Genomic DNA, 20,625 nt, shown 5'->3' with positions numbered 1-20,625 from the left:
CACAGGAGCTCAGGGCAGAGCGTGAATTCCGTTGTAGATGACCATGAAACCGATGAGCACCAGGATCACCGCCATCATCGCGGCGTGGTTCTGCTCCATCCAGTCCTTGACGCGCTCGAGCGTGTCGTCGAGCCGGTCACCGGCGCCGACGTAGGCCAGGATGGGCAGGGCGACCGTCGACGCGGAGATGACGACGAAGAACGCGGCGCCGGCGAACCCGTCGGCGACACCGAGGGTGCTGCTGCCGATGGCCAGGCCGGCCGCCGCGCACAGGATCAGGACCTCGGGTCGTATCACCACGAGCAGCGCCCCGGTCAGCGCGGCGCGCACCGGGGTCAGCTTGGAGAACGAACGCATCCAGGCCGGCATGCTGCCCTGGCGGTTGCGGGTCGCCCAGCGGTAGATGCCGAAGACGACCAGCGCCGACCCCAGCACCACCCGCAGCCACGACGCCCAGGTCGGCGGTGACTTGCGCAGGTCGCCGAGCAGGTCCGAACTCGCGACGAACGCGCCGGTGACGGCCGCCAGGCCCACCACCCACCCGCTGAGGAAGGCGAGACCCACGGGCCGCGGCCGGGACGCGTGCAGGACCAGTACCGCCGGAATGACCGTGATGGGTGAGACCGCGATGACCAGCGCCAGCGCGACGAGCGCGGTCAGTACGGAACCCGAACTTTGTGCCACGGGCAGCAATCATCGCATTGGCGCGCCGCTTCGGCATGATGGACCTGAGGCTGGGGAGGCACGTGGCAGAAATCCATCTGGGACACATCTTTCACCTCGCCGGAACCCCGCTGGTCAACGACGCGGCCGCGGCGCTGGTGTCGATCGCCGACGGCGCGCTGGTCGTCGCCGAGGACGGCCGCGTCGCGTTCTGCGGCCACCGGGCCGATGTCCCGGCGCAGTACCGGTCGGCGCCGGTTTGCGATCACCGGCCCGGCTTTCTGCTCCCGGGCTTCGTGGACACCCACGTGCACTTCCCGCAGACGTTCGCCGGCGACTCCCACTTCGGCGGGCACCTGCTGGACTGGCTGAGCGCGTGCGCCTACCCCGCCGAGGCCCGCTTCGCCGATCCGGAATTCGCCGCGCGGGCCGCCGCCGAGTTCTGCGACCGGCGCGTCGTGTCGGGGACCACCGCGGCCATGGTCTTCGGGTCCGCGTTTCCCCACGCCCAGGACGCCTTGTTCGCGGAGACGGCGCGGCGCGGACTGCGGATCGTCAGCGGTCGCGGAATCCAGACGACGGGCCCCCACGCGGCCGCACGGTTGATCACCTCCGAAGACGAAGCGCTGCGGCTGGTCGGCGACGAGATCGAGAGGTGGCACGCGGCGGACACCGGCGGCGACGCGGGGACCGCGCGGCTGCACGTCGCGATCGTCCCCAGGTTCTCCTTGGCCGTCACCGCACGCACGCTCAAACGCCTTGGCGAGCTGTATGATTCGGTGCGCGACCGGGGCGTGTACTTCCACACCCACCTCAACGAGGACAACCGCCCCGGCACCGGCGACGTCGACGAGACCAGGAAGACCTACGGGGTCGACGCCTGCCTCGACCTCTACGACGGCAGGTTCCTGCCCGGGGCGCGGGTCGGCGGGCCGAGCCTGCTGGGGCGGCGCAGCGTTTTCGCGCACGCGGTGCACTGCCGCGATTCCGAGCTTGCGCGGATGAGCGAGGCGGGCGCGTCGATCGCGCACTGCCCGGTCTCCCAGCAGTTCCTGGGCACGGGCACCATGCCGTGGCGGCGGACGGTGGCTTCCGGCGTCAATGTCTGCGCCGGAACGGATTTCGGCGCCGGCGACCAGTGGCCCATACCCCAGGTGCTCAACGCCGCATTCAAGGCCCACATTTCGGAGCCCGGTGCGGCCGCGGTTTCGCTGCATCCGGCCCAGCTGCTGTTCCTCGGAACGCTCGGCGGCGCACGCGCACTCGACATGGAGGACCGCTTCGGCAACTTCGACGCCGGCAAGGAGGCCGACTTCGTCGTGGTGGACCCGGCGCGCACACCGTCGCTGCACGCCGCGGTCGCCCACGGACTGCGCTCCGGCGACGCGACCACCGCGCGCGACCAGACCCTGTTCGCGGTGCTGATGGGCGCGCGCGAGACGTCCGTCGCCGCGACGTACGTGCAGGGGCGCCGGTTGCGGCCTTAGACGATCTCAGCCCCTGCGGCGCAGCGTCCAGGCCGGCACCCAGTGGGTCACGGTGCTCTGCTTGGCGCCGTAGGCGACCGGGTAGGTGACCAGCCCCCACCAGTCGCCCTGCTCGCAGATGCCCCAGCAGCTCAGCCTGCCCTCGACGACCTTGTGCAGTTGCAGGCCGTTGGGCTGGTAACGGCCCGAGCGGTGCGGCTCGCGCGGGAACAGCGCGGTCAGGTCCACCAGCACCGGGACCGGCGGCCGCACCACGCGGAACGGGCTGCGGACCGGCTGCCCGTTGTACCCGATCGCCCCGAGCTGGCCCATCGATCGATCATACGTTCGAATGCGCGGAACCGCGCAGTGCGCATGGCAACATAGCGGTGATGTCCACCCGCGCCCGGCTGTGCCCGCCGCCGGCCGCGCTGGACCCGCTGGTCGTGGGGCTGCTGGCCGCGGCGGTCAGCCTGGTCGGCGCCGGCCGCCCGTCCTTCTGGTACGACGAGGCGGCGACCATTTCGGCCGCCTACAGCCGCTCGCCGGCCCAGTTGTGGCGAATGCTGGGCAACGTCGACGCCGTGCACGGCCTTTACTACCTGCTCATGCACGGCTGGTTCGCGATCTTTCCGCCCACGGAGTTCTGGGCCCGCGCCCCAAGCGGTTTGGCCGTCGGCGGCGCCGCGGCGGGGTTGGTGGTGCTGGGCAAGCAGCTCTCGTCGCGCACGGTCGCGGTGGCCTCCGGCGTGTTCTGCGCGATCCTGCCCCGTTCCACCTGGGCGGGCATCGAAGCCCGGCCCTACGCCGTCTCGATGATGGCCGCGGTCTGGCTGACCGTGTTGCTGCTGTACGCCGGCCGCCGCGGCGACACCCGCATTTGGTCGTTTTACGCTGTGGCACAAGCGGTTTCGATCGTGCTGGACGTCTACCTGGCGCTGCTGGTGCTGGTGCACGCCGCCTTAGTCGTCGCGTTCCGGCGCCGGCGTGCCGTCCTGGTGCGGTTTGCCGTCGCCTCGGCCCTGGCGGGGTGCGCGACGGCGCCGTTCCTGGCCCTGGCCGCCGGGCAGGTGCACCAGATCAGCTGGATCGCACCGATCGGGCGCCGCACGTTCGAAGACGTGGCGGTGCAGCAGTATTTCGAGAGGAACCCCCAGTTCGCGGTGCTGGCGGCCCTGCTGGTCGCGGCCGCGACCGTCGTGCGGCTGCGCGCGTCACGGCCGGCGGATCGGCAGGTGGTGACCCTGGCGCTCGCCTGGCTGGCGATCCCGACCGCCGCGATCGTGTTCTGGTCGGCGGCGATCCACCCGGTCTACACGCCGCGCTATCTGTCGTTCACCGCACCGGCGATGGCACTGATCCTGGGGTGCAGCGCCGCGGCGGTGGCCGTCAGGCCGTGGCGGGCGATGGTGCTGGTCGGTTTGTTCGCGGTGGTCGCCACACCGAACTACGTTCTGGCGCAGCGCAACCCGTACGCCAAATACGGGATGGACTACAGCCAGGTGGCCGACCTGATCGCCGCGCAGGCGTCGCCGGGCGATTGCCTGCTGGTGAACGACACGGTCACGTTCATGCCCGCCCCGATGCGCCCGTTGCTGGCGGCCCGCCCCGATGCGTACCGCAAGCTGGTCGACCTCACCCTGTGGCAACGGGCCACCGACCGCGACGACGTCTTCGACACCAACCTCATCCCGGAGGTCGTCGCCCAGCCGCTCAGCCGGTGCCGCGTCGTCTGGATCATCACCCAGGCCGACGAGTCGCGGCCCGCCCACGAGCAGGGGCCCGCGCTGCCGCCGGGTCCGCGCTACGGCGCGACCCCGGCCTTCGCGGTGCCGCGCGACCTGGGCTTCCGCCTCGTCGAGCGCTGGCAGTTCAACCTGGTTCAGGTGCTCAAGGCGCAGCGGTGAGGACTACCAGATTCGGATGTAGTCGATGAGCATGGTGCACGGGTAGGTGCCCAGGGCGGGGTCTCCGGCGCCGACCCCACCGACGGCGAGGGTGTACATGGGCGTCAGCCAGTAGCCGGGATTGTTGAACGGCCAGCGCAGGTCGCTGGGGTTGCCGTGCACCGGGATCGGCTTGTTGGGGACGCTGAAGTAGGGCTTGGCGCCGTCGACGTAGTCGCGCCAGAACTGGAATCCGTCCTCGCCCCAATGCATCCGCCACGTGTGCCACCCGCCGTCGACCAACCCGGGAATCGACCTGCCCTCCCAGGTCTTTCCGTTGGACGCCGCGTGGACGGTGGTGCCCGGCGGCCAGCTGCCGTTGCCGTACCACTCGAAGATGTCGACCTCGCCGTCGGGCAGCGGATCCTCGTTGACGGCCCAGAACGAGGGCCACAGACCGGGGAACAGACAGTCCAGCTTGATCCGCGACTCCCACGTCTGGTTGATCATGCTGCGAAAGTTGCCGCGCAGCTTGCCCGTGTAATAGGTGCCGAAGTCGTTGGTGGCGCACAGGACGAGGTTGGAGTTGCCGTCCACGTAAACGTTTTGGCGATCGTCGCGGTATATCCCGTCGACCGGCGGGAACACGTCGTCCTGCCAGGTCTGCACGGTCCACTTGGCCGGGTCCGGGCCCGAGCCCGCCGGGCCGTCGAACTCGTCCTGGAAGATATAGGGCCCGCCCGTGGCCTGGGCGGGCGTCGACGGCGGCGGCACCGGCTGGGCCTCGGCCTGCGGGAGACGGATCGAGGCCGCGGCCGCGGCCGCGAGCATGCCGATCCCCGTCGTCAACATGTTGCGACGATCCATTCCTAGACACCACCCATCCGCAAGCCGGAAAGCCCTACTCCGACATTCCCCCGAAGCAACGCTGCAAACGGTGTTATGAAACCACGCGGCGGGCCCGCGCCGCATCTCGCCGCGCTAGCGGGACGTGGGTTCGCTCAGCTTGACCAGCGTCTTGCCGATGTTGACCCCGGTGAACAACCCGTTGAGGGCGTCGACGCAGGAATCGATGCCCTCGAAGATGGTTTCCCGGTGCCGGAGCAGGCCGTCGGCCTCCCACCGGCGCAGCGCGGCGAACGCCTCGTCGAAACGCCCCCACTGGTCGAGGGCGTTGAAACCCTGCATCAACGCCGTCTTCGACAACAGGTTGACGTAGTTTGCCGGACCCGGGTGCTCACCGGTGAGGTAGCTGGAGATGACCCCGCACAGGACCACGCGCGCCCGGTTGGCGATCCGGCCCAGCACCGCGTCGAGGATGGGCCCCCCGACGTTGTCGAAGTAGACGTCGACCCGTCGCGGGCAGTGCTCCTTGAGCGCGGCGGCCAGATCGTCGTTCTTGTAGTCGATGCACGCGTCGAAGCCGAAGTCCTCGACCACCGCCTTGCACTTCTCCGGGCCGCCCGCGATCCCCACCACCCGGGCACCGGCGATCTTGGCGATCTGTCCGGCCACCGAGCCGGTGGCACCCGCGGCCGCCGAGACCACCACCGTCTCCCCGGGCTGCGGCCGACCGATGTCGGTCATCCCGAAGTAGGCGGTGGCACCGGTCGGGCCGTACACCGACATGATCGCGAGCTGGTCGTCCTCGCCCGGGATGGGCGTGCTGAACATGTCGTCGCGGATGATCGCGTACTCGGAGAAGCCGGTCAGCGTGGTGACCACGTCGCCGACGGCGAAGGCGTCACAGCGCGACGTCACGACCTCGCCGATGCCGGCCGCCCGGATGACCTCGCCGAGCTGGACCGGTGGCAGATAGCTGGGCTGGTCGTCCAGCCAGGTGCGGGCGGCGGCGTCGATGCCGACGTAGGTGGTGCGGATCAGCGCCTCCCCCTCGGCGGGCTCGGGCGCGGGCGTGGTGACCAGCTCGGTGTCGTCGGGCTTCACCAGCCCGGTCGGGCGGCGGCGCAACAGTATCTGACGGTTCGGCAAGTCGGGCACGAAGCAGAAACTACAGGCCCGGCCCACTCGCCGGAACGCCGTTAAGCCGGTGAGTCCGAATCGTCGTCGAGAACGCTGACCGTGATGCCGTACGGCAGGAAGCGGACCTTGCGCCGCGGATCGAGGTTGTCCTTGTGCGCCCGCAGCGCGTCGAGCTCGGTGGCATAGACCTGCTCGACGCGGGCGCCGCCGTCGGCGTCCACCGTGTAGACGGCCCACACGCCGTCACCGGCCTCGCCGGCGGTCTCCGGCGCGGAGCGCGCCCGCCCCGCGAGGTCCTCGAAGACCGCCGACCAGCCCGCCCGGGCCCCGGTGGCGCCGACGAACTTGCCGATCCGCTCGAACACGCCGCGCAACTCGTCGGGATCGAACCCGAACGGACCGTACTCGCTCACTGGACTACCTTCCTGAGGTCATCGCTTCTGGATGAAGCGTTGATGCACCCGAGGTGCCACCAGGTCACTGCCCTGCTCGCTTGACGCGGTTGATGTCCAGTATGAGATCTGCAGGCCCTGGTGGTTGCCCGGGGCGTGTCGACCGTCGATAGGGCTGAGCGCCAACGCCGCGTCTGGCTGCGAGCGCCGATCAGTGAGCGGACCGGCAACCACGTCCCGGCACCAGCGGCACCAGAAAAGATGGGTGCCTCCCCACTGGGACTAGCAGCGAGGAGGCTGACGTGAAGTCTGCCAGCAATACCCCGACCGATACCACCCTGCCGCAGGAGCCGCCGGGGGGTGTGACCGCCGGTCTGGACTGGGCCCGCGACGACCACGCGGTCAGCGTCGTCGATGACCGGGGCCGCGAACTCGACCGAGCCACGGTGCCCCATAGCGCGCCCGGACTGCGGGAACTCATCGCTTTCCTGCGCCGCCATGGAGTGGGTGAGGTCGCCATCGAACGTCCCGACGGGCCAGTCGTCGACGCCCTGCTGCTCGCCGGTCTGGCCGTGGTGGTGATCTCGCCGAATCAGGTCAAGAACCTGCGCGGCCGCTACGGCTCGGCCGGCAACAAGGACGACCGGTTCGACGCCTACGTGCTCGCCGACACCCTGCGCACCGACCGCGCCCGGCTGCGGGCGCTGATCCCCGATACCGACGCCACCGTCGCCCTGCGGCGCGCCTGCCGCGCCCGCAAGGACTTGGTCAATCACCGTGTGGCCGTTGCCAATCAGCTGCGCGCACACCTGCGCAACGTGCTGCCTGCCGCCGTCGGATTGTTCAAAGACATCGACTCCGCGATCAGCCTGGCGTTCCTGACCCGATTCGACACCCAGGACAAGATCGACTGGCTGACCCCCAAACGGCTCGGCGACTGGCTCGCCAAGCAGGGCTACTCCGGCAAGGTCGACCCCGCCGTGCTGCACCACCGCATCCTTGACGCTGCCCCCGGCGCAACCGGTTCTCACGGCAGCACCCAGGCCCACATCACCGCCAGCTACGTCGCACTGCTGGGCACCCTGGTCGCACAGATCAAAGCGCTCTCGACCCAGATCGAGGCACAACTGGACACCCACGCCGACGCCCACATCTTCACGTCCCTGCCCCGCGCCGGACGGGTCCGCGCCGCGCGCCTGCTTGCCGAAATCGGGGACTGCCGTGCTCGATTCCCCACCCCGGAGTCGCTGACCTGTCTGGCCGGCGCCGCGCCCTCTACGCGCCAGTCCGGCAAATCCCGCATTGTCGGATTCCGCTGGGCTTGCGACAAACAACTCCGTGACGCCGTCACCGACTTCGCCGCCGACACCCGACTGGTCAACCCCTGGGCCGCCGACCTCTACGACAGGGCCCGAACCCGCGGGCACGACCACCCCCACGCCGTACGCATCCTCGCCCGCGCCTGGCTGCACATCATCTGGCACTGCTGGCAAGACAACCTCGCCTACGCCCCCGACAAACACCGCGCACTCCAACGAATCCTCACCCAAGACGAGGCGGCTTGACATAGGGCTTCTCATGCGACCTCCTAGGGTGCGGGCGGCGGCGGGGGCGGGGCCGGGGGGTAGATCGGAATCGGCACGGTGACGAACGGAAAGTGCAGATACACCGTCGTCAGCGGCCTGCTGGGTTGCGCCGGCGCTGCCGCGGGCGGCGGCGGAGGCACGGCGGCGGGTGGCGGCGGCGGCGGGGCGGCCGGCGCCGGTGCGGGCACGGCCCGCTGCACGGGGGTGGGCACGTACCGGGGCGCCTGCCGGTGGTAGACGTGCGCCGGGGGCGGCGCCTCCACCGGGGTGTGCGGTACCGGATGTTCGACCGGGGCCGGGGCGGCCGAGGGCGGCGGCGGCGCGGCGGCCGCGGGGGGCGGCGGCGCGCTCGGCGGGGACGGCTTGGCCGGTGCCTGAGCCGGCAGGTGCTTCGCCGGGGCGGCCACGCTGACGCGCGGCTTGTGCTGCACGGCCGACGCCGGCCGGTCCGACGGCAGCGACAGCAGCACCACCCCGGCGGCGACGGCGGCGATGCCCGCCAGCGCGCTGCCGGTCAACATCAACGGCCGGCGGCGACGGCGCGGGGCCTCGTCGTCGTCCTCGGCGATTGCGCTGTAGGCCAGGGCCTCGTCACCCAGGTCGGCGTTGGCGCTGATGTCCAGGTAGGTCGGGGTCAGGCCGCGGGGGTGGATCTCTCCGGTGCCCGGGTCCAGGGCGTAGGCCAGCGCGGCCGTCGACGACGCGAACAGCGGCGCGTTCGCCGACGCCAGCGCCGCCCCGCGGGCCAGCGCCATCTCCGGCTCCTCGGGAGCGGTGACGTCGAGCGGCGTGACCGCCTCGAGGGCGGGCTTGACGGAGACGATCTCGGTGCCGCAGCCGACGAGGAACACGCCGTCGGCCCACGACCCCCGCGCGTCCAGGGCGGCGACCATCGTGGCCAGCTCGGCCGCCAGGGCCTCGCGGGGCGCCTCCGGATGGGCGTTCGCCAACGCCCGGCGGTGCAGGTCGACGATCGAGCCGTCGGAAACCTCGACGACGGCCAGCGTCGCGTGGTCGGGCTCGACGAACAGCATCGCGATGTGCTCGTAGCCGATCGCGTGGCCCACCGTCTGGGCCAGCGCGGCGGCGGCCAGCAGCGGCGACACCAGCATCACGCCGCCCACCTCGCGGGCGGCCAGTTCTTCGCGCAACGCGCCGACCTGGGCGGGATCGCTCCAGGTGACCCCGATCGACGCCAGCCGGTAGCCGCCCTCGATCGCGCCTTCCCGGGTGCCGTCGATGGCGGCGATCACCTGCTCGACCGCACCGGTCGACGACGATTCGCCGACGTCGAAGGTGTCCTCTTCGATCGTGACGCCGTCGGCGTCGGCCCCCTCGATCAGCAACAACCGGACCGTCGTGGCAGCCATCGACACCCCCAGCACGATGTCCACTTGCGCCTCCAGGTCCTCCAAGCCGCGTTACGGTGCGCGCCCGACGCACACCCGAATCGTTGCTTCCACGCTACCCGCGTGTGACCGAAAGTAGCTGTGAGCTGCTTGTGAGGTGCAGCGCTGCGATCAGTAACCCGGACCCAGGAACGGGTTCTGCCCGGTGCCCGGGTACTGGGGCGCCTGGTACTGGGGTGCCTGGTTCTGGGGAACCTGGTTCGCCGGGACCGGCACCGGGATCGGCACCGGCAGCAGCGGGACGTGAATCCACTCCGTCGTCATCGGCACCGTCGTCGTGGTGGGCGTCTCCGACGTGCTCGGTGGCGGCGGCGGTGTCGTCGTGGGCGTCTCGGTCGGGCTGGGCGGCGGGGCCGTCGTCGTCGCGGCCGGCGGGTGGGTCCGGCGCGGCGGCGGGGGCGGCGGGGTGGTGACGACCAGGGGTGGTGGCTGCGTGGTCACCACGACCGGTGGCGCAGGCGGGGGCGGCGACGACGGGGGCGGCGGCGGGGGCGGTGCGGCGCTGGGCACCGGCGGCGGCGACGGCGGCGGGGGCACGGCCGTCGGCAGCACTGCGCTGGGCGGCGGCGCCGGGCGCGGCGCCACGCTGGGCGCGGGCGGGGCCTGGCGGTTCTCGATGCCCGTCAACGTGTAGGCCACCCCGCCGATCGCCGTCATGGCCACCAGGGCGCAGGTTCCGATGATCAACTGGGACAGCCGGAGCCGTCGCCACGGCCGCGCTCTGGGCGCATCGTCGATCACGTTGAGGCGCATCGACCAGCCGGCGGGCCCGTCCTCGTCGTAGGCCTCGGGCGTGTACGGCAGCCGCACGGCGCCGGGGTATTCGGTTTGCGACCAAGCCAATTCGCGATCCGTCATGGCCTCGTCGTCGATCACCAACACGTCGCCGCACCCCAGGTCGACGACTTCGCAGACGTCCGCGGCGGCCGCGAGCAGGCCGACGGAGGTGCGCGTGCGAAAGTCGAGTTCCTCGCCGCGGGACGCCAGCATCAACGCACCGCGCGCGGCCGCGAAGGCGGGCTCCGACGGGGACACGACCGGCCTGCGGGAATGCACCGAAAGGCGTTCGGTGACAAGCGGAATGCTCGAGCCGCCGCCGACGGTGACGACCGCCGAGAGGTCCGACCAGCTCCTGTTGTTGCGCACCAGCATGTCGTCGAGCGCATAGATGAAGCCGGTCAGGCGGTCCTGTATCAGGTCACCGAGCTCCTCGCGGGTCAGCCGGATGGTGCACCGGCGCCCGCCGAGTTCGGCGGCGATCTCGGTCACCGCCTCGGTGGACAGCCTCTCCTTGGCCGCGCGGCACTGCTCCCGGAGCCGGCCGAGCTGCCCGACCGCGGCGGTGCTGCCCGGGTCCATGCCGGTGCCGTGCCCGAGTTCCTCGAAGACCCGCAGCAACAACGCCTGGTCAATCTCGTCGCCGGAGAACTCCGGGAACCGCATCGTCGGGCTTACCGGCTCGAAGTCGCCGTCGAGGTTCATCAGCGTGGCCGAGGTTCCGCTGCCGCCGAAGTCGAGCAACCCGACCACACCGGTTGTTGCGCAACACAGTTCGGCGTTCGCCGCGGTCAATGCCGCGACCGCGTCGGACACCACGCGCGGCGCCATGCCGCTGCGCACGAAGCCCACGTGGGTCCGCAGGCCGTTGCGCAGCGCCTGCACGGTCGCCGGCTTCCAATACGCCGGAACGGCGATCGAGATCTCCGACGACGCCGCGTCCGCGCCGGCGGTGAGCACCATCGCGTCCAGCGCCTCGACCATCAGCAGGTCCGGATCGTGCGCCGAGCCGTCCCCGGACACCAGCGCCACCGAGTCGCCGATGCGCTCCACGAAGCCGCTCATCAGCACGCCCGCCTCGTTCAGAGGCGGAGCGTCAAGGGGCAGGCCGATTTTCGGCGCGCAGTGCGGATAGAGCGTCAGCACGGCGCGCCGCGAAACCGGCGGGCTTTCGTTGCGCGCGGCGACCAGGTTAGTGGTCCCGATCGACAACCCTAGTGGGTCGTACATAGAGCGAATACCTTCGTCTACAGGGGTCGGTGGCCAGCGTTAACCATAGCCGCAGACACGCCCAAAGCCGATGGCTTGCAACGTCATTGGTACCCCGCCGATGCGATTGTGTCACCGAAGTGGTACCGCAGACCCCTTGACAACTCCACCCGGGCGGGTATCACACCACCGTGAGGGGCAGCGAGCGCCGCGGCTGGAACTCGAACGTCGCTCCGCCGCTGACCTTGGCCAGCGCGACCTCCGGCAGCTCGTCGGCCGGCGTGTCGCCCGCCACGAACTCCGCCGTCCACTCGGCGGCCGTGCCGCCCATCTCGACCCGCAGCCGCGGGTCGACGGCGGTGGCGATCGCCTGCAGCGGCTGCACCGAGTCCGGCGAGCACAACGAGATCCAGGCCCGGTCGTCGTGGGCCGGCGACCGACGCACCGAAAGCCCGTTGCCCGCCGTCTGCGCCACGACGTAGCCCGCGGGGTTGAGCAGCGGGTGCAACTCGAGCGCCCGCAGCACGCCCTCGACGCCGGCGGGCAGCCCCAGCGCGCGGTGGATCCGCTCGGCGGCCAGGCCGGCTATCCCGATCAGGCCGCGGGTGCACACCTCGATCGCCCGGGCCTCGTCGGCGGCACGGGCGCGCACCGCGAGGGCGAAGGACAGGTACAGCAGGTGCATCTGCAGGCACACCTCGTCGGCGATGCGCACCAGCGCCGAATGCGAGAAGGCGCCGAAGTCCAGGTCGGACAGCACCGGCCCCGAGTAGTCGGCGAGCCCCTCGTCGGCGGGATCGATCGCCGCCAATTCCCAGGCGGCCGCGTTGGTCCGGCGCACCACGTCCAGCGCCGGGATGGCCTGCGCCTCGGGATGGGACTCGTCGATGACGACGGTCCACGCGCAGTGCGGCTGCCGGTCGGCGGGCCGCCGCGGCGGCCGGTGGAGGGGCCGGACCTGCGCGCGCGGGTTGGTCGCCACCGCGGTGGCGTCGAACGTCGGGTCCTCGATGGTGTGGCACATCCCGAAGACGTACTTCTCGCCCATCGGCTCCACGTCGAGCAGCGCACCGCAGTGGTCGAGGTGGAACTCGCCGTGCCAGCGGTCGTGGATGGTGTAGCGGAAGTCCATGAACTGCGGCGGGGCCCCGATGTCGAGCTGCAGGCCCTTGAAGATGGTGGGCACGTCGTTACCCTCGTAGCCCAGCGCCCGCTGCATGCGCCGGGTGTAGAGGGGGCTGGCGCCGGCCCATTCCTCGATCGCGATCTGCACCATCTCGTCGCGGCCGAAGGCGTTGATGCACCAGGCCATGCCGGAGCGGTCGATCAGCTGCCCGATCAGCAGCAGTTCGGGGACCAGGACGGCCAGCTCCTGACGGGACAGCTGCGCGTATCGGGATTGAGTCACCGCCCAAAAATAGATGCGGCTATGTTATAAAGTCAACAATGTCGATTTCCGCAGGTCAGACCCCCGGCCGCTCCGCGAGCCCCACGCGGCGCACCAGCGCGCCGCGCAAGCGCGGCGACGACACCCGGGCCAGGATCATCGACGAGACGGTCCGCTGCATCGTCGAGGAGGGCTTCGCCGCCGCGACCGCCAAGCACGTGGCCGAGCGCGCGGGCGTGACCTGGGGGGTCATCCAGTACCACTTCGGCGACCGCAACGGACTGCTGATGGCCGTGGTCGACGACGGGGTGGCCCGGCTGGTCGACAGCCTCTCGTCGGCCGACGTCGGCGAGCTGGCGCCCGGCGAGCGCATCGAGGTCGTCGTCGACACCGCCTGGGCCTGCTACAGCAGCCCCACCTCGACGGCGGCCTTCGAGATCCTGCGGGCCACCCGGGGCGGGCCGGGCGCGGCGTCGCGCCACCACCTCCTCGAGATGAACGCCGCGATCGCACAGCTCGGCCGGCTGATCACCGACGATCCCGCCAATGACGGTGTCGCCGAGGTCATCTGGGCAGCGCTCCGCGGCGTGGTGCTGGTGCAGATGATCATCGGCGCACCGGTCGACTGGCGCGCCGAGCGGCGCGCGCTGATCGACATGGTGACCCATTACCTGCAACGCGGCAGCCCCGATGTGCTGCAATGACGGGATGACCCCCCAAGAGTTCGCCGACATCGAAGCCGTCAAGCAGGTCAAATACCGGTATCTGCGTGCGCTGGACACCAAGCGCTGGGACGAGTTCGCCGACACCCTGGCCGACGACGTGGTCGGCGACTACGGATCGTCGGTCGGCGAGGAGCACCACTTCACCAACCGCGTCGACCTGGTCAACTACATGCGCAAATCCCTTGGGCCGGCGGTGATCACCGAACACCGGGTGACGCATCCGGAGATCACCGTGTCCGGCGACGAGGCGTCGGCCACCTGGTACCTGCAGGACCGGGTGATCGTGGCCGACTTCAACTTCATGCTGATCGGTGCCGCCTTCTACCACGACACCTACCGGCGCACCGACGACGGCTGGAAGATCAGCGCCACCGGCTACGAGCGCACCTACGAGGCGACGATGTCGTTGGCGGGCTTGGACTTCAAGCTCACCCCCGGCCGCGCCCTGGACTGATCACCTGGGCTGCGGCGCTACTTGCCGATCGCGATCACCGCGCCCGGCCGCAGCCAGCGGATGACCTGCACCAGGGTCGCGTCGTCGATCGCCACACAGCCCTCGGTGGGGTGACCGTCGGTGGTGTGGAAGAAGAACGCCGCCCCGCCGCCGGGCGTCTTGTTCTTGTTGACGCCCATCACGACGGCGTGCTTGTACTGCGGGATGTTCAGGTTCTCGCTCTCGGCGGTGCTGAACGGGCACTGCGACTTCGGGCAGACCTGCATCGAGTTGAAGGTGGGGCTGTGGTCGTCGCCGCTCCACCAGTAATTGGGCCCGACGACCTGCGTGTACGGAAGTCCCCCACCGGGATTCGGCGCGGTGCCGAAGGCGGAGTCCAGGGTGTAGACACCCATCGGGGTGGCCGGCACCCCGCTTCGGGCCTGCGGCGCCAGGCCCGCCGAGCCGACGTGGGTGGGGATCCCCGTCCGCAGCGGCTGCCAGCCGGCGGTGGTGCGCTGATAGATGTCCATCTGCGCCGCCGAACCGCCGGTCCCCACCACCGAAACCACCTGGGTGGCATTGCCGACCGCGTTCGCGAACCAGGGGGCGCCGGCCGCGCCGCTGTTCGGGGCGAGCCAGAGCCACCCGCACACCGTGCACGCCGCAGCGCACAGCAAAGCCAACAGGCGCATGCGTCCCATCGTCGGGCGGCGCGAACCTCAGGGTCAAGTAAAGCTTTAGCCCCGGTTGGGTCACGGCCCCGTGATGCGGGCGCCGCGAGTCGATCCCGGGCCGCACGGGTCATACTGGCGTCATGGCGGTGTTTGTCCGAAAGTTGTTCGGCATCGGCAAGCTGCCCGACGAGCTGCACGCCCGGGCCGAGGCGGAAGGCCTTGTCTACCTTGCCGACTACGTCGCGGTGACCCGGCGGTTCAGCGGCGCCATCCCCGGCGTGCGGTTGCCGCACGGCGTCGCCAGCTACTCGGGGTCGCTGGTGTTCACCGCCGAGCGGGTACTGGCGACGGTGTCGATGCTGCCCAGGCTGGCCGGCCCGACCGTCGACGTGCGCTGGGACGCGCCGCAGGCCGGCCCCGCCCGGGCCGAGATCTCCCCGACCGGCCTACACGTCGACCTCGACGTCGGTGCGGTCGACGACAGGTTCAGCGGCGAGCTGTCGCTGCACTACAAGGCCGCCATCCCGGACGACGTGCTCAACCGCCTGCCGCGGCGGTCGCTGGCGTTCGACATGCCGGCCGAATACATCTACCGGGCCGTCGGCGTCACCTACAGCCCGTGAGCGATCAGGCGTTCAGCGCGGACGAGCGGCGGGCCGTGTACCGGGTGATCTCCGAGCGGCGCGACATGCGCCGCTTCACCCCGGGCGGCGTCGTGCCGGACGAAGTGCTGGCCCGTTTGCTGCAGGCCGCCCACGCCGCGCCCAGCGTCGGCCTGATGCAGCCCTGGCGCTTCGTGCGCATCACCGACGATTCCCTGCGGCGCCGCATCCACGCACTCGTCGACGAGGAGCGCCCGCTGACCGCCGCGGCCCTGGGCGAGCGGGGTGAGGAGTTCCTCGCGCTGAAGGTCGAGGGCATCCTGGACTGCGCCGAGCTGTTCGTCGTCGCGCTGTGCGAGGACCGGGAGCGACACGTGTTCGGCCGCCGGACCCTGCCGCAGATGGACCTCGCGTCGGTGTCCTGCGCCATCCAGAACCTGTGGCTGGCCGCCCGGTCGGAGGGCCTCGGCGTGGGGTGGGTGTCCCTGTTCGATCCGCAGCGGCTGGCGGACCTGTTGGCGATGCCCGCCGGTGCCGAGCCGGTGGCCATCCTGTGCCTGGGCCCGGTGCCCGAGTTCCCGGAGCGGCCGGCGCTGGAACTGGACGGGTGGGCGTTTGCGCGGCCGCTGCCGGAGTTCGTCAGCGAGAACCGCTGGGATCGGCTACCCGCCGAGTCACCGAAACCGCGCTGAGCGGGCCTCTTTCGGGCAGCGGGTATCGTCGCCGACGGAGGGCGACCAGGAGGGGCGGCGGACACGTGGCGGACGGGCAGCGCGACAACGTCCTGATCGTGCACTGCCACGACATGGGCCGCCACCTGGGCGCCTACGGCCACCCGGACGTCTCCAGCCCGCGGCTGGACCGGCTCGCCGCCGAGGGCATCCTCTTCACCCGGGCCCATGCCACGGCGCCGCAGTGCTCGCCGTCGCGCGGGTCGTTGTTCACCGGCCGCTACCCGCAGACCAACGGGCTCGTCGGCCTGGCCCACCACGGCTGGGAGTACCGGGCCGGGGTCCGCACACTGCCCCAGATCATGGACGAATCCGGCTGGCGCTCGGCACTTTTCGGGATGCAGCACGAGACTTCGCACCCGCAGCGGCTGGGCTTCGACGAGTTCGACGTATCCGACTCGTACTGCGACCACGTGGTGGACCGGGCCGGTCGATGGCTGCGGCGGCAGGCCTCGAAAGACTCAGCAGAACAACCTTTCCTGTTGACCGCCGGCTTCTTCGAGGCGCACCGCCCCTACCCGCGGGACCGCTACCGGCCGGCCGACCCCGCCGCCGTGGAGCCGCCCGGCTACCTGCCCGACACCCCCGCGGTCCGCGGCGACCTCGCCGCCTTCTACGGGGCGATCGCCGTGGCCGACGCCGCGGTCGGCCGGCTGCTGGACGCCCTGGCCGAGGCGGGCCTGGACGAGCGCACCTGGGTGGTGTTCTTCACCGACCACGGCCCGGCCTTGCCGCGCGCTAAATCGACGCTCTACGACGCCGGAACCGGCATCGCCATGATCGTGCGCCCGCCCACCGGGCGCACCGTGGGGCCCCGCGTCTACGACGAACTGTTCAGCGGCGTCGACCTGGTCCCGACGCTGCTGGGCCTGCTGGGTCTCGACGTTCCCGACGACGTCGACGGCCTGTCCCACGCGGCGGCCCTGCTCGCGCCGGACCCGCCTCGCGGCACGCCGGTCCGGGACCATGTGATCACCGGCAAGACCTACCACGACTCGTTCGACCCGATCCGCGCGATTCGCACCAAGGACCACAGCTACATCGAGAACTACGCGTCCCGGCCCCGAGTGGACCTGCCGCTGGACGTCGCCGAGAGCCCGTCGGGAGCGGCGTTCGCGGCGCTGGTCACGGGCCCGCGTCCCGACCGCGAACTCTACGACCTGCGCAGCGACCCCACCGAGTCCACCAACCTGCTGGCCGGGGACCTCGGCGCCCAGGGCGCCCAGGGCGCCGCGGACGCGATCGCGACCGAACTGGCCCTGCGCCTCGATGACTGGCGCCAGCGGATCGGGGATGTGATCCCCTCCGACTTCGCCGGGAGCCGCATCATGATGCGCAAGCTCGAGGCCTACCTGCAAACCCATGACCGACCCCCGAGCAGCCGGTCGCCGATCGCGGCGGACCGCGGCGTCGACGAGTAGCGGGAAAGCGCAACGATGTCCGCTCCCGCCACCGCCTACCTGATCCTGGCCACCCAGCGCAGCGGCAGCACCCTGCTGATGGAGTCGCTGCGCGCGACGGGATGCGCCGGCGACCCGCACGAGTTCTTCCAGTACCTCCCGGCCACCGGACTGCCCCCGCAACCGCGCGAGTGGTTCGCCGGGGTCGACGACGACTCGATCCTGCGGCTCTTGGACCCGCTGGTGCCCGGTGTCCCCGACGTCACGCCGCCGGTCGCCTGGCGCGAACACGTCCGCAGGTCCGGCCGCACGCCCAACGGCGTGTGGGGCGGCAAGCTGATGTGGAACCAGACCGATACGTTGCTGCGGCGGGCGGCGCTGTTGCCGGACCGCTCCGGGAGCTGCCTGCGCTCGGCGATCCGCGACCTGATCGGGAGCGAGCCGGTGTACGTGCACGTGTACCGGCCCGACGTGGTGTCGCAGGCGGTGTCGTTCTGGCGCGCCGCGCAGACCCAGGTCTGGCGGGGGCACCCCGACCCTGAGCGCGACGCGCGCGCCGCCTACCACGCCGGCGCCATCGCCCACGTGGTGGGAATCCTGCGCGAGCAGGACACTGGTTGGCGCACTTGGTTTTCCGAGAAAAATATCGCGCCGACGGACATCGCGTACCCGGTGCTGTGGCGCAACCTCACGACCATCGTCGGCGACATCCTCGAGGCGCTGGGGCAGGATCGGCGGCGCGCACCCGAGCCGATGACCGCACGCCAGGCCGACGAGCGATCCGACGAGTGGGTCGACCGCTACCGGGACGAGGCCCCCCGGCTCGGGCTACCGACCTGAGCGGCGCGCGCCGCCGACCTCGGCGACGATGAACACCCGGCGGAACGGGAAGATGGTGGTGCCGTCGGCCCGGGCCGGATAGGCGTCGTCCAGCAGCGGTATCAGTTCCCGGCGGAAATGCTCCCAGTCCTCGTCGCCGAGCCGCTCGCGCACCGGGACCAGCGCGGTGCCGGTGATCCATTCCAGCACCGGGTGCTCACCGGTGAGCTGGTGCAGATACGTCGTCTCCCACACGTCGACCCTGCAGCCGGCGTCCAGCAGCAGGTTCGCGTAGTGCGTCGGTGCCTGCACCACGGCACCGACACGAAACGGTATGTCGCGCAGCAGCTTTGCGTAAGGCTCGCGACGCGCCAGCGTGCGCACCACCGCATGCGAGGGCGACTCGAAGTTGCCGGGCATCTGCACGGCGATCCAGGACCCCGGCGCCAGTTCCGTGGCCCACCGGACCAGCAGATCGGCGTGCTCGGGCACCCAGTGCAGGGCGGCGTTGCTGACCACCACGTCGGTGTCGGGCCGCGGCGTCCACTCGCGCACGTCGCCGACGGTGGCGTCGATGCCGCGTTCGCGGGCCGCCGAGACCATTTCCGCGGAGCTGTCGATCGCCTCGATCACCGCGGTCGACCAGCGTTTGGCCAGGTAGGCGGTCAGATTCCCCGGGCCGCAACCGAGGTCGACCACACGGCGTGCGCGCTCCGGCCCGACCCGGGTGAGCAGGTCGTAGAACGGGCGGCCGCGGTGGTCGGCGAAGGCCAGGTAGACGTCGGGGTCCCACATATCGGTCCTCCTGATCTTCGCTCGTCGCCTTCAGACAAACCGTATTACCGTATGCCGTCCCGGCGCGTACCCGGTCCGGCGGATACCATCGGCGTTTGTGACGTCCGACACGGATCCGGCCGATCCGCCGTTCCCCGTTCCGGACATTCCGGACGCCTTCGAGGGCGCGGACGTGCCGGCCGGCGCCGACGGGTTGCCGCCCCTTTCGGCGCTGTCGGCGCGCGAGCGCCTGGTGGTCGAGGCGTCGGCTCTCGGCGATCTCGCGCTGCGCACCTGGGTGGCGTCCGTGCTGGCCACCACCGTGGCGCCGGTGGTGGTCGCCGCCGCGGCGCGGCGCGCCGAGTCCCGCGACGAGCGGGCCAACCTGCGCTTCTACGCCGACCTGGCCGCCGAACGCGACCCGGCGAAGTCGTTCCCGGCTCCCACCGGGGTGCCCCGCGTCCGGTCGCGCCCGGCCCATCCGGTCGCCGAGTGGATCGCCGGCGGCACCGTCGACAACATCGCGTTCCCCAGCAGCTTCACCGCGGTCAACCCCGCCCTGCGTGCGCAGTGGAACGCGTTGACCGCCAACAACATCGTGCGCGCGCAGCATTGGCGCCACCACGACGGTCCGCGGCCCACCCTGTGCGTGATCCACGGCTTCATGGGTTCGTCGTACCTGGCCAACGGGCGGTTCTTCTCGCTGCCGTGGTACTACCGGTCCGGCTACGACGTGCTGATGTACACGCTGCCGTTTCACGGCAAGCGACGCGGACGGCTCTCGCCGTTCAGCGGTTTCGGCTACTTCTCCCGGGGCCTCGGCGGTTTCGCCGAGGCGATGGCCCAGGCCGTGCACGACTTCCGTTCCATCCTCGACCATCTGCGCCACACCGGCGTCGACCGCATCGCGCTGACCGGCATATCGATGGGCGGTTACACGTCCGCTCTGGTGGCCTCGGTCGACGACCGGCTCGAAGCCGTGATCCCCAACTGCCCGGTCGTCACCCCGGCGACGATGCTCGAAACCTGGTTCCCGGCAAACAAACTCGTCGGCCTGGGGCTACGCATGTCGGGCATCGACAGCGACGAGCTCGCGGCAGGCCTGGCCTACCACGGCCCGCTGAACTACCGGCCGCTGGTGCCCAGGGACCGGCGCATGCTCATCACCGGCCTCGGCGACCGGATGGCGCCGCCGGACCAGGCCGTCATGCTGTGGGAGCACTGGGACCGCTGCGCGCTGCACTGGTTCCCGGGCAGCCACGTCATGCACGTGAGCCAGCTGGACTACCTGCGCCGGATGACGCGGTTCCTGCGGTCCGTGATGTTCTAGTCCGCCCAGTCGCGGCAGCCGAGCCTGGCGTTGGCGATCGGGTAGAGCAAGCGCGCGAGGGCACCGACGAGTGGAGCGGTGGCACCGAGCAGCAGTTTGTCGCCTGTCGAGAAACCGTCGACGGACCGGGGCATGAACAGCACCATCACCGACCACAAGACCAGACCGAGAAGGCCACATGCGAGGTCACAATCGACCAGCGCAGGTTACGGCGAGCGATGACGTTGTTGCCGGCATCCCACGCCAGGGGGTTTTCCGGGTTCCAAACCGCGATGCGATTCCCGCGAGCGAGCCGTGCGAAGGCGTCGAGCGGTCCAGGTCCCGGGAAGCCCTCCGGGCCACCGCGGCACTGCCCTACGGTTCCCTTCGGCCCGGC

20 protein-coding genes and 1 pseudogene are annotated in these 20,625 nt (G+C 70.9%); 10 read left to right on the top strand and 11 right to left on the bottom strand.

All coding sequences use genetic code 11. The features are described 5' to 3' along the window. Window positions 1–9 precede the first annotated feature (9 nt). On the bottom strand, window positions 10–684 hold the full coding sequence (locus tag ACJ512_RS02630) for a GAP family protein (protein ID WP_407688659.1): 675 nt from the start codon (window positions 682–684) through the stop codon (window positions 10–12). Between the two features lie 38 nt (window positions 685–722). On the opposite strand from ACJ512_RS02630, the gene ACJ512_RS02625 reads away from it, so the two are divergent. Continuing rightward, window positions 723–2,150, top strand: coding sequence for an amidohydrolase family protein (locus ACJ512_RS02625; protein ID WP_407688671.1), 1,428 nt, complete (start codon window positions 723–725; stop codon window positions 2,148–2,150). A gap of 6 nt (window positions 2,151–2,156) precedes the next feature. On the opposite strand, the gene ACJ512_RS02620 is transcribed toward ACJ512_RS02625, so the two are convergent. Further along, on the bottom strand, window positions 2,157–2,462 hold the full coding sequence (locus tag ACJ512_RS02620; RefSeq protein WP_407688658.1) for a hypothetical protein: 306 nt from the start codon (window positions 2,460–2,462) through the stop codon (window positions 2,157–2,159). A gap of 59 nt (window positions 2,463–2,521) precedes the next feature. Between ACJ512_RS02620 and ACJ512_RS02615 the strand changes: the two genes are divergently transcribed. Beyond that, window positions 2,522–4,036: a glycosyltransferase family 39 protein gene (locus ACJ512_RS02615; RefSeq protein ID WP_407688657.1), complete on the top strand. Its 1,515-nt coding sequence runs from the start codon at window positions 2,522–2,524 to the stop codon at window positions 4,034–4,036. A gap of 3 nt (window positions 4,037–4,039) precedes the next feature. Here the strand turns inward: ACJ512_RS02615 and ACJ512_RS02610 are convergent, their stop codons facing one another. From ACJ512_RS02610 to ACJ512_RS02600, 3 genes are all read right to left on the bottom strand, one after another. Further along, the gene (locus tag ACJ512_RS02610) at window positions 4,040–4,882 is read right to left on the bottom strand and encodes a glycoside hydrolase family 16 protein (RefSeq protein ID WP_407688656.1); all 843 of its coding nucleotides are present in this window, start codon (window positions 4,880–4,882) and stop codon (window positions 4,040–4,042) included. A gap of 114 nt (window positions 4,883–4,996) precedes the next feature. Then, window positions 4,997–6,016, bottom strand: a complete 1,020-nt coding sequence (locus ACJ512_RS02605) for an NADP-dependent oxidoreductase (protein ID WP_407688655.1) — start codon at window positions 6,014–6,016, stop codon at window positions 4,997–4,999. Window positions 6,017–6,057: 41 nt separating this feature from the next. Further along, a complete protein-coding gene (locus ACJ512_RS02600; RefSeq protein WP_461479959.1) occupies window positions 6,058–6,411 on the bottom strand; it encodes a hypothetical protein in 354 nt (117 codons plus the stop codon). Window positions 6,412–6,728: 317 nt separating this feature from the next. Between ACJ512_RS02600 and ACJ512_RS02595 the strand changes: the two genes are divergently transcribed. Next, window positions 6,729–7,955 (top strand): IS110 family RNA-guided transposase, encoded by a 1,227-nt coding sequence (locus tag ACJ512_RS02595; protein ID WP_461480091.1) that lies wholly within the window; start codon window positions 6,729–6,731, stop codon window positions 7,953–7,955. Window positions 7,956–7,978: 23 nt separating this feature from the next. On the opposite strand, the gene ACJ512_RS02590 is transcribed toward ACJ512_RS02595, so the two are convergent. The 3 genes from ACJ512_RS02590 to ACJ512_RS02580 form a co-directional block, all read right to left on the bottom strand. Further along, window positions 7,979–9,370, bottom strand: coding sequence for a DUF7159 family protein (locus ACJ512_RS02590; RefSeq protein WP_461480090.1), 1,392 nt, complete (start codon window positions 9,368–9,370; stop codon window positions 7,979–7,981). A gap of 126 nt (window positions 9,371–9,496) precedes the next feature. After that, window positions 9,497–11,392 carry an Hsp70 family protein gene (locus tag ACJ512_RS02585; protein ID WP_461479958.1) on the bottom strand — a complete coding sequence of 632 codons (1,896 nt, stop codon included), beginning with the start codon at window positions 11,390–11,392 and terminating at the stop codon, window positions 9,497–9,499. Between the two features lie 160 nt (window positions 11,393–11,552). Continuing rightward, the gene (locus tag ACJ512_RS02580; RefSeq protein ID WP_407688776.1) at window positions 11,553–12,779 is read right to left on the bottom strand and encodes a hypothetical protein; all 1,227 of its coding nucleotides are present in this window, start codon (window positions 12,777–12,779) and stop codon (window positions 11,553–11,555) included. A 38-nt stretch (window positions 12,780–12,817) separates the two neighbouring features. Between ACJ512_RS02580 and ACJ512_RS02575 the strand changes: the two genes are divergently transcribed. Both ACJ512_RS02575 and ACJ512_RS02570 read left to right on the top strand, forming a co-directional pair. Further along, complete coding sequence (locus ACJ512_RS02575; protein ID WP_407688775.1) at window positions 12,818–13,462, top strand: TetR/AcrR family transcriptional regulator; 645 nt, start codon at window positions 12,818–12,820, stop codon at window positions 13,460–13,462. After that, window positions 13,449–13,937, top strand: a complete 489-nt coding sequence (locus ACJ512_RS02570) for a nuclear transport factor 2 family protein (RefSeq protein WP_407688774.1) — start codon at window positions 13,449–13,451, stop codon at window positions 13,935–13,937. Before ACJ512_RS02575 ends, ACJ512_RS02570 begins: the two co-directional genes overlap by 14 nt. A gap of 17 nt (window positions 13,938–13,954) precedes the next feature. Here the strand turns inward: ACJ512_RS02570 and ACJ512_RS02565 are convergent, their stop codons facing one another. Next, window positions 13,955–14,620: a L,D-transpeptidase family protein gene (locus tag ACJ512_RS02565; protein WP_407688773.1), complete on the bottom strand. Its 666-nt coding sequence runs from the start codon at window positions 14,618–14,620 to the stop codon at window positions 13,955–13,957. Window positions 14,621–14,733: 113 nt separating this feature from the next. On the opposite strand from ACJ512_RS02565, the gene ACJ512_RS02560 reads away from it, so the two are divergent. The 4 genes from ACJ512_RS02560 (at window position 14,734) to stf0 (ending at window position 18,166) form a co-directional block, all read left to right on the top strand. After that, window positions 14,734–15,216 (top strand): hypothetical protein, encoded by a 483-nt coding sequence (locus ACJ512_RS02560; protein ID WP_407688772.1) that lies wholly within the window; start codon window positions 14,734–14,736, stop codon window positions 15,214–15,216. 65 nt (window positions 15,217–15,281) lie between these two features. Then, entirely contained in the window at window positions 15,282–15,887 is a 606-nt protein-coding gene (gene bluB / locus ACJ512_RS02555) for a 5,6-dimethylbenzimidazole synthase (protein WP_461480089.1), read from the top strand. Between the two features lie 113 nt (window positions 15,888–16,000). Continuing rightward, entirely contained in the window at window positions 16,001–17,347 is a 1,347-nt protein-coding gene (locus ACJ512_RS02550) for a sulfatase family protein (protein ID WP_461480088.1), read from the top strand. Between the two features lie 15 nt (window positions 17,348–17,362). After that, window positions 17,363–18,166, top strand: coding sequence for a trehalose 2-sulfotransferase (stf0, locus tag ACJ512_RS02545; protein WP_407688769.1), 804 nt, complete (start codon window positions 17,363–17,365; stop codon window positions 18,164–18,166). On the opposite strand, the gene ACJ512_RS02540 is transcribed toward stf0, so the two are convergent. Next, window positions 18,155–18,940, bottom strand: a complete 786-nt coding sequence (locus tag ACJ512_RS02540; protein WP_407688768.1) for a trans-aconitate 2-methyltransferase — start codon at window positions 18,938–18,940, stop codon at window positions 18,155–18,157. The genes stf0 and ACJ512_RS02540 overlap by 12 nt on opposite strands. Window positions 18,941–19,037: 97 nt before the next feature. Here ACJ512_RS02540 and ACJ512_RS02535 point away from each other — a divergent pair, with 97 nt between their 5' ends. Continuing rightward, window positions 19,038–20,249, top strand: coding sequence for an alpha/beta hydrolase family protein (locus ACJ512_RS02535; RefSeq protein WP_407688767.1), 1,212 nt, complete (start codon window positions 19,038–19,040; stop codon window positions 20,247–20,249). Window positions 20,250–20,251: 2 nt separating this feature from the next. On the opposite strand, the pseudogene ACJ512_RS02530 reads toward ACJ512_RS02535, so the two are convergent. Continuing rightward, window positions 20,252–20,523: pseudogene (locus ACJ512_RS02530) on the bottom strand (MFS transporter); the annotation flags it as partial. Window positions 20,524–20,625 lie beyond the last annotated feature (102 nt).

It is taken from the genome of Mycobacterium cajalii (assembly GCF_045809005.2).
In the GTDB taxonomy this organism is placed as follows: domain Bacteria; phylum Actinomycetota; class Actinomycetes; order Mycobacteriales; family Mycobacteriaceae; genus Mycobacterium.
The sequence above is the reverse complement of the archived record's forward strand: the minus strand, read 5'-3'. Positions and strand labels throughout refer to the sequence as shown.

Bases quoted from the DNA above. Each gene is read 5' to 3' on its own strand.
- ACJ512_RS02625 (WP_407688671.1), top strand. From the start codon at position 723: ATGGACCTGAGGCTGGGGAGGCACGTGGCAGAAATCCATCTGGGACAC.
- ACJ512_RS02620 (WP_407688658.1), bottom strand. From the start codon at position 2,462: ATGGGCCAGCTCGGGGCGATCGGGTACAACGGGCAGCCGGTCCGCAGC.
- stf0 (WP_407688769.1), top strand. From the start codon at position 17,363: ATGTCCGCTCCCGCCACCGCCTACCTGATCCTGGCCACCCAGCGCAGC.
- ACJ512_RS02565 (WP_407688773.1), bottom strand. From the start codon at position 14,620: ATGGGACGCATGCGCCTGTTGGCTTTGCTGTGCGCTGCGGCGTGCACG.
- ACJ512_RS02560 (WP_407688772.1), top strand. From the start codon at position 14,734: ATGGCGGTGTTTGTCCGAAAGTTGTTCGGCATCGGCAAGCTGCCCGAC.
- ACJ512_RS02585 (WP_461479958.1), bottom strand. From the start codon at position 11,392: ATGTACGACCCACTAGGGTTGTCGATCGGGACCACTAACCTGGTCGCC.
- ACJ512_RS02615 (WP_407688657.1), top strand. From the start codon at position 2,522: ATGTCCACCCGCGCCCGGCTGTGCCCGCCGCCGGCCGCGCTGGACCCG.
- ACJ512_RS02570 (WP_407688774.1), top strand. From the start codon at position 13,449: ATGTGCTGCAATGACGGGATGACCCCCCAAGAGTTCGCCGACATCGAA.
- bluB (WP_461480089.1), top strand. From the start codon at position 15,282: ATGCGCCGCTTCACCCCGGGCGGCGTCGTGCCGGACGAAGTGCTGGCC.
- ACJ512_RS02540 (WP_407688768.1), bottom strand. From the start codon at position 18,940: ATGTGGGACCCCGACGTCTACCTGGCCTTCGCCGACCACCGCGGCCGC.
- ACJ512_RS02575 (WP_407688775.1), top strand. From the start codon at position 12,818: ATGTCGATTTCCGCAGGTCAGACCCCCGGCCGCTCCGCGAGCCCCACG.
- ACJ512_RS02610 (WP_407688656.1), bottom strand. From the start codon at position 4,882: ATGGATCGTCGCAACATGTTGACGACGGGGATCGGCATGCTCGCGGCC.
- ACJ512_RS02550 (WP_461480088.1), top strand. From the start codon at position 16,001: ATGGGCCGCCACCTGGGCGCCTACGGCCACCCGGACGTCTCCAGCCCG.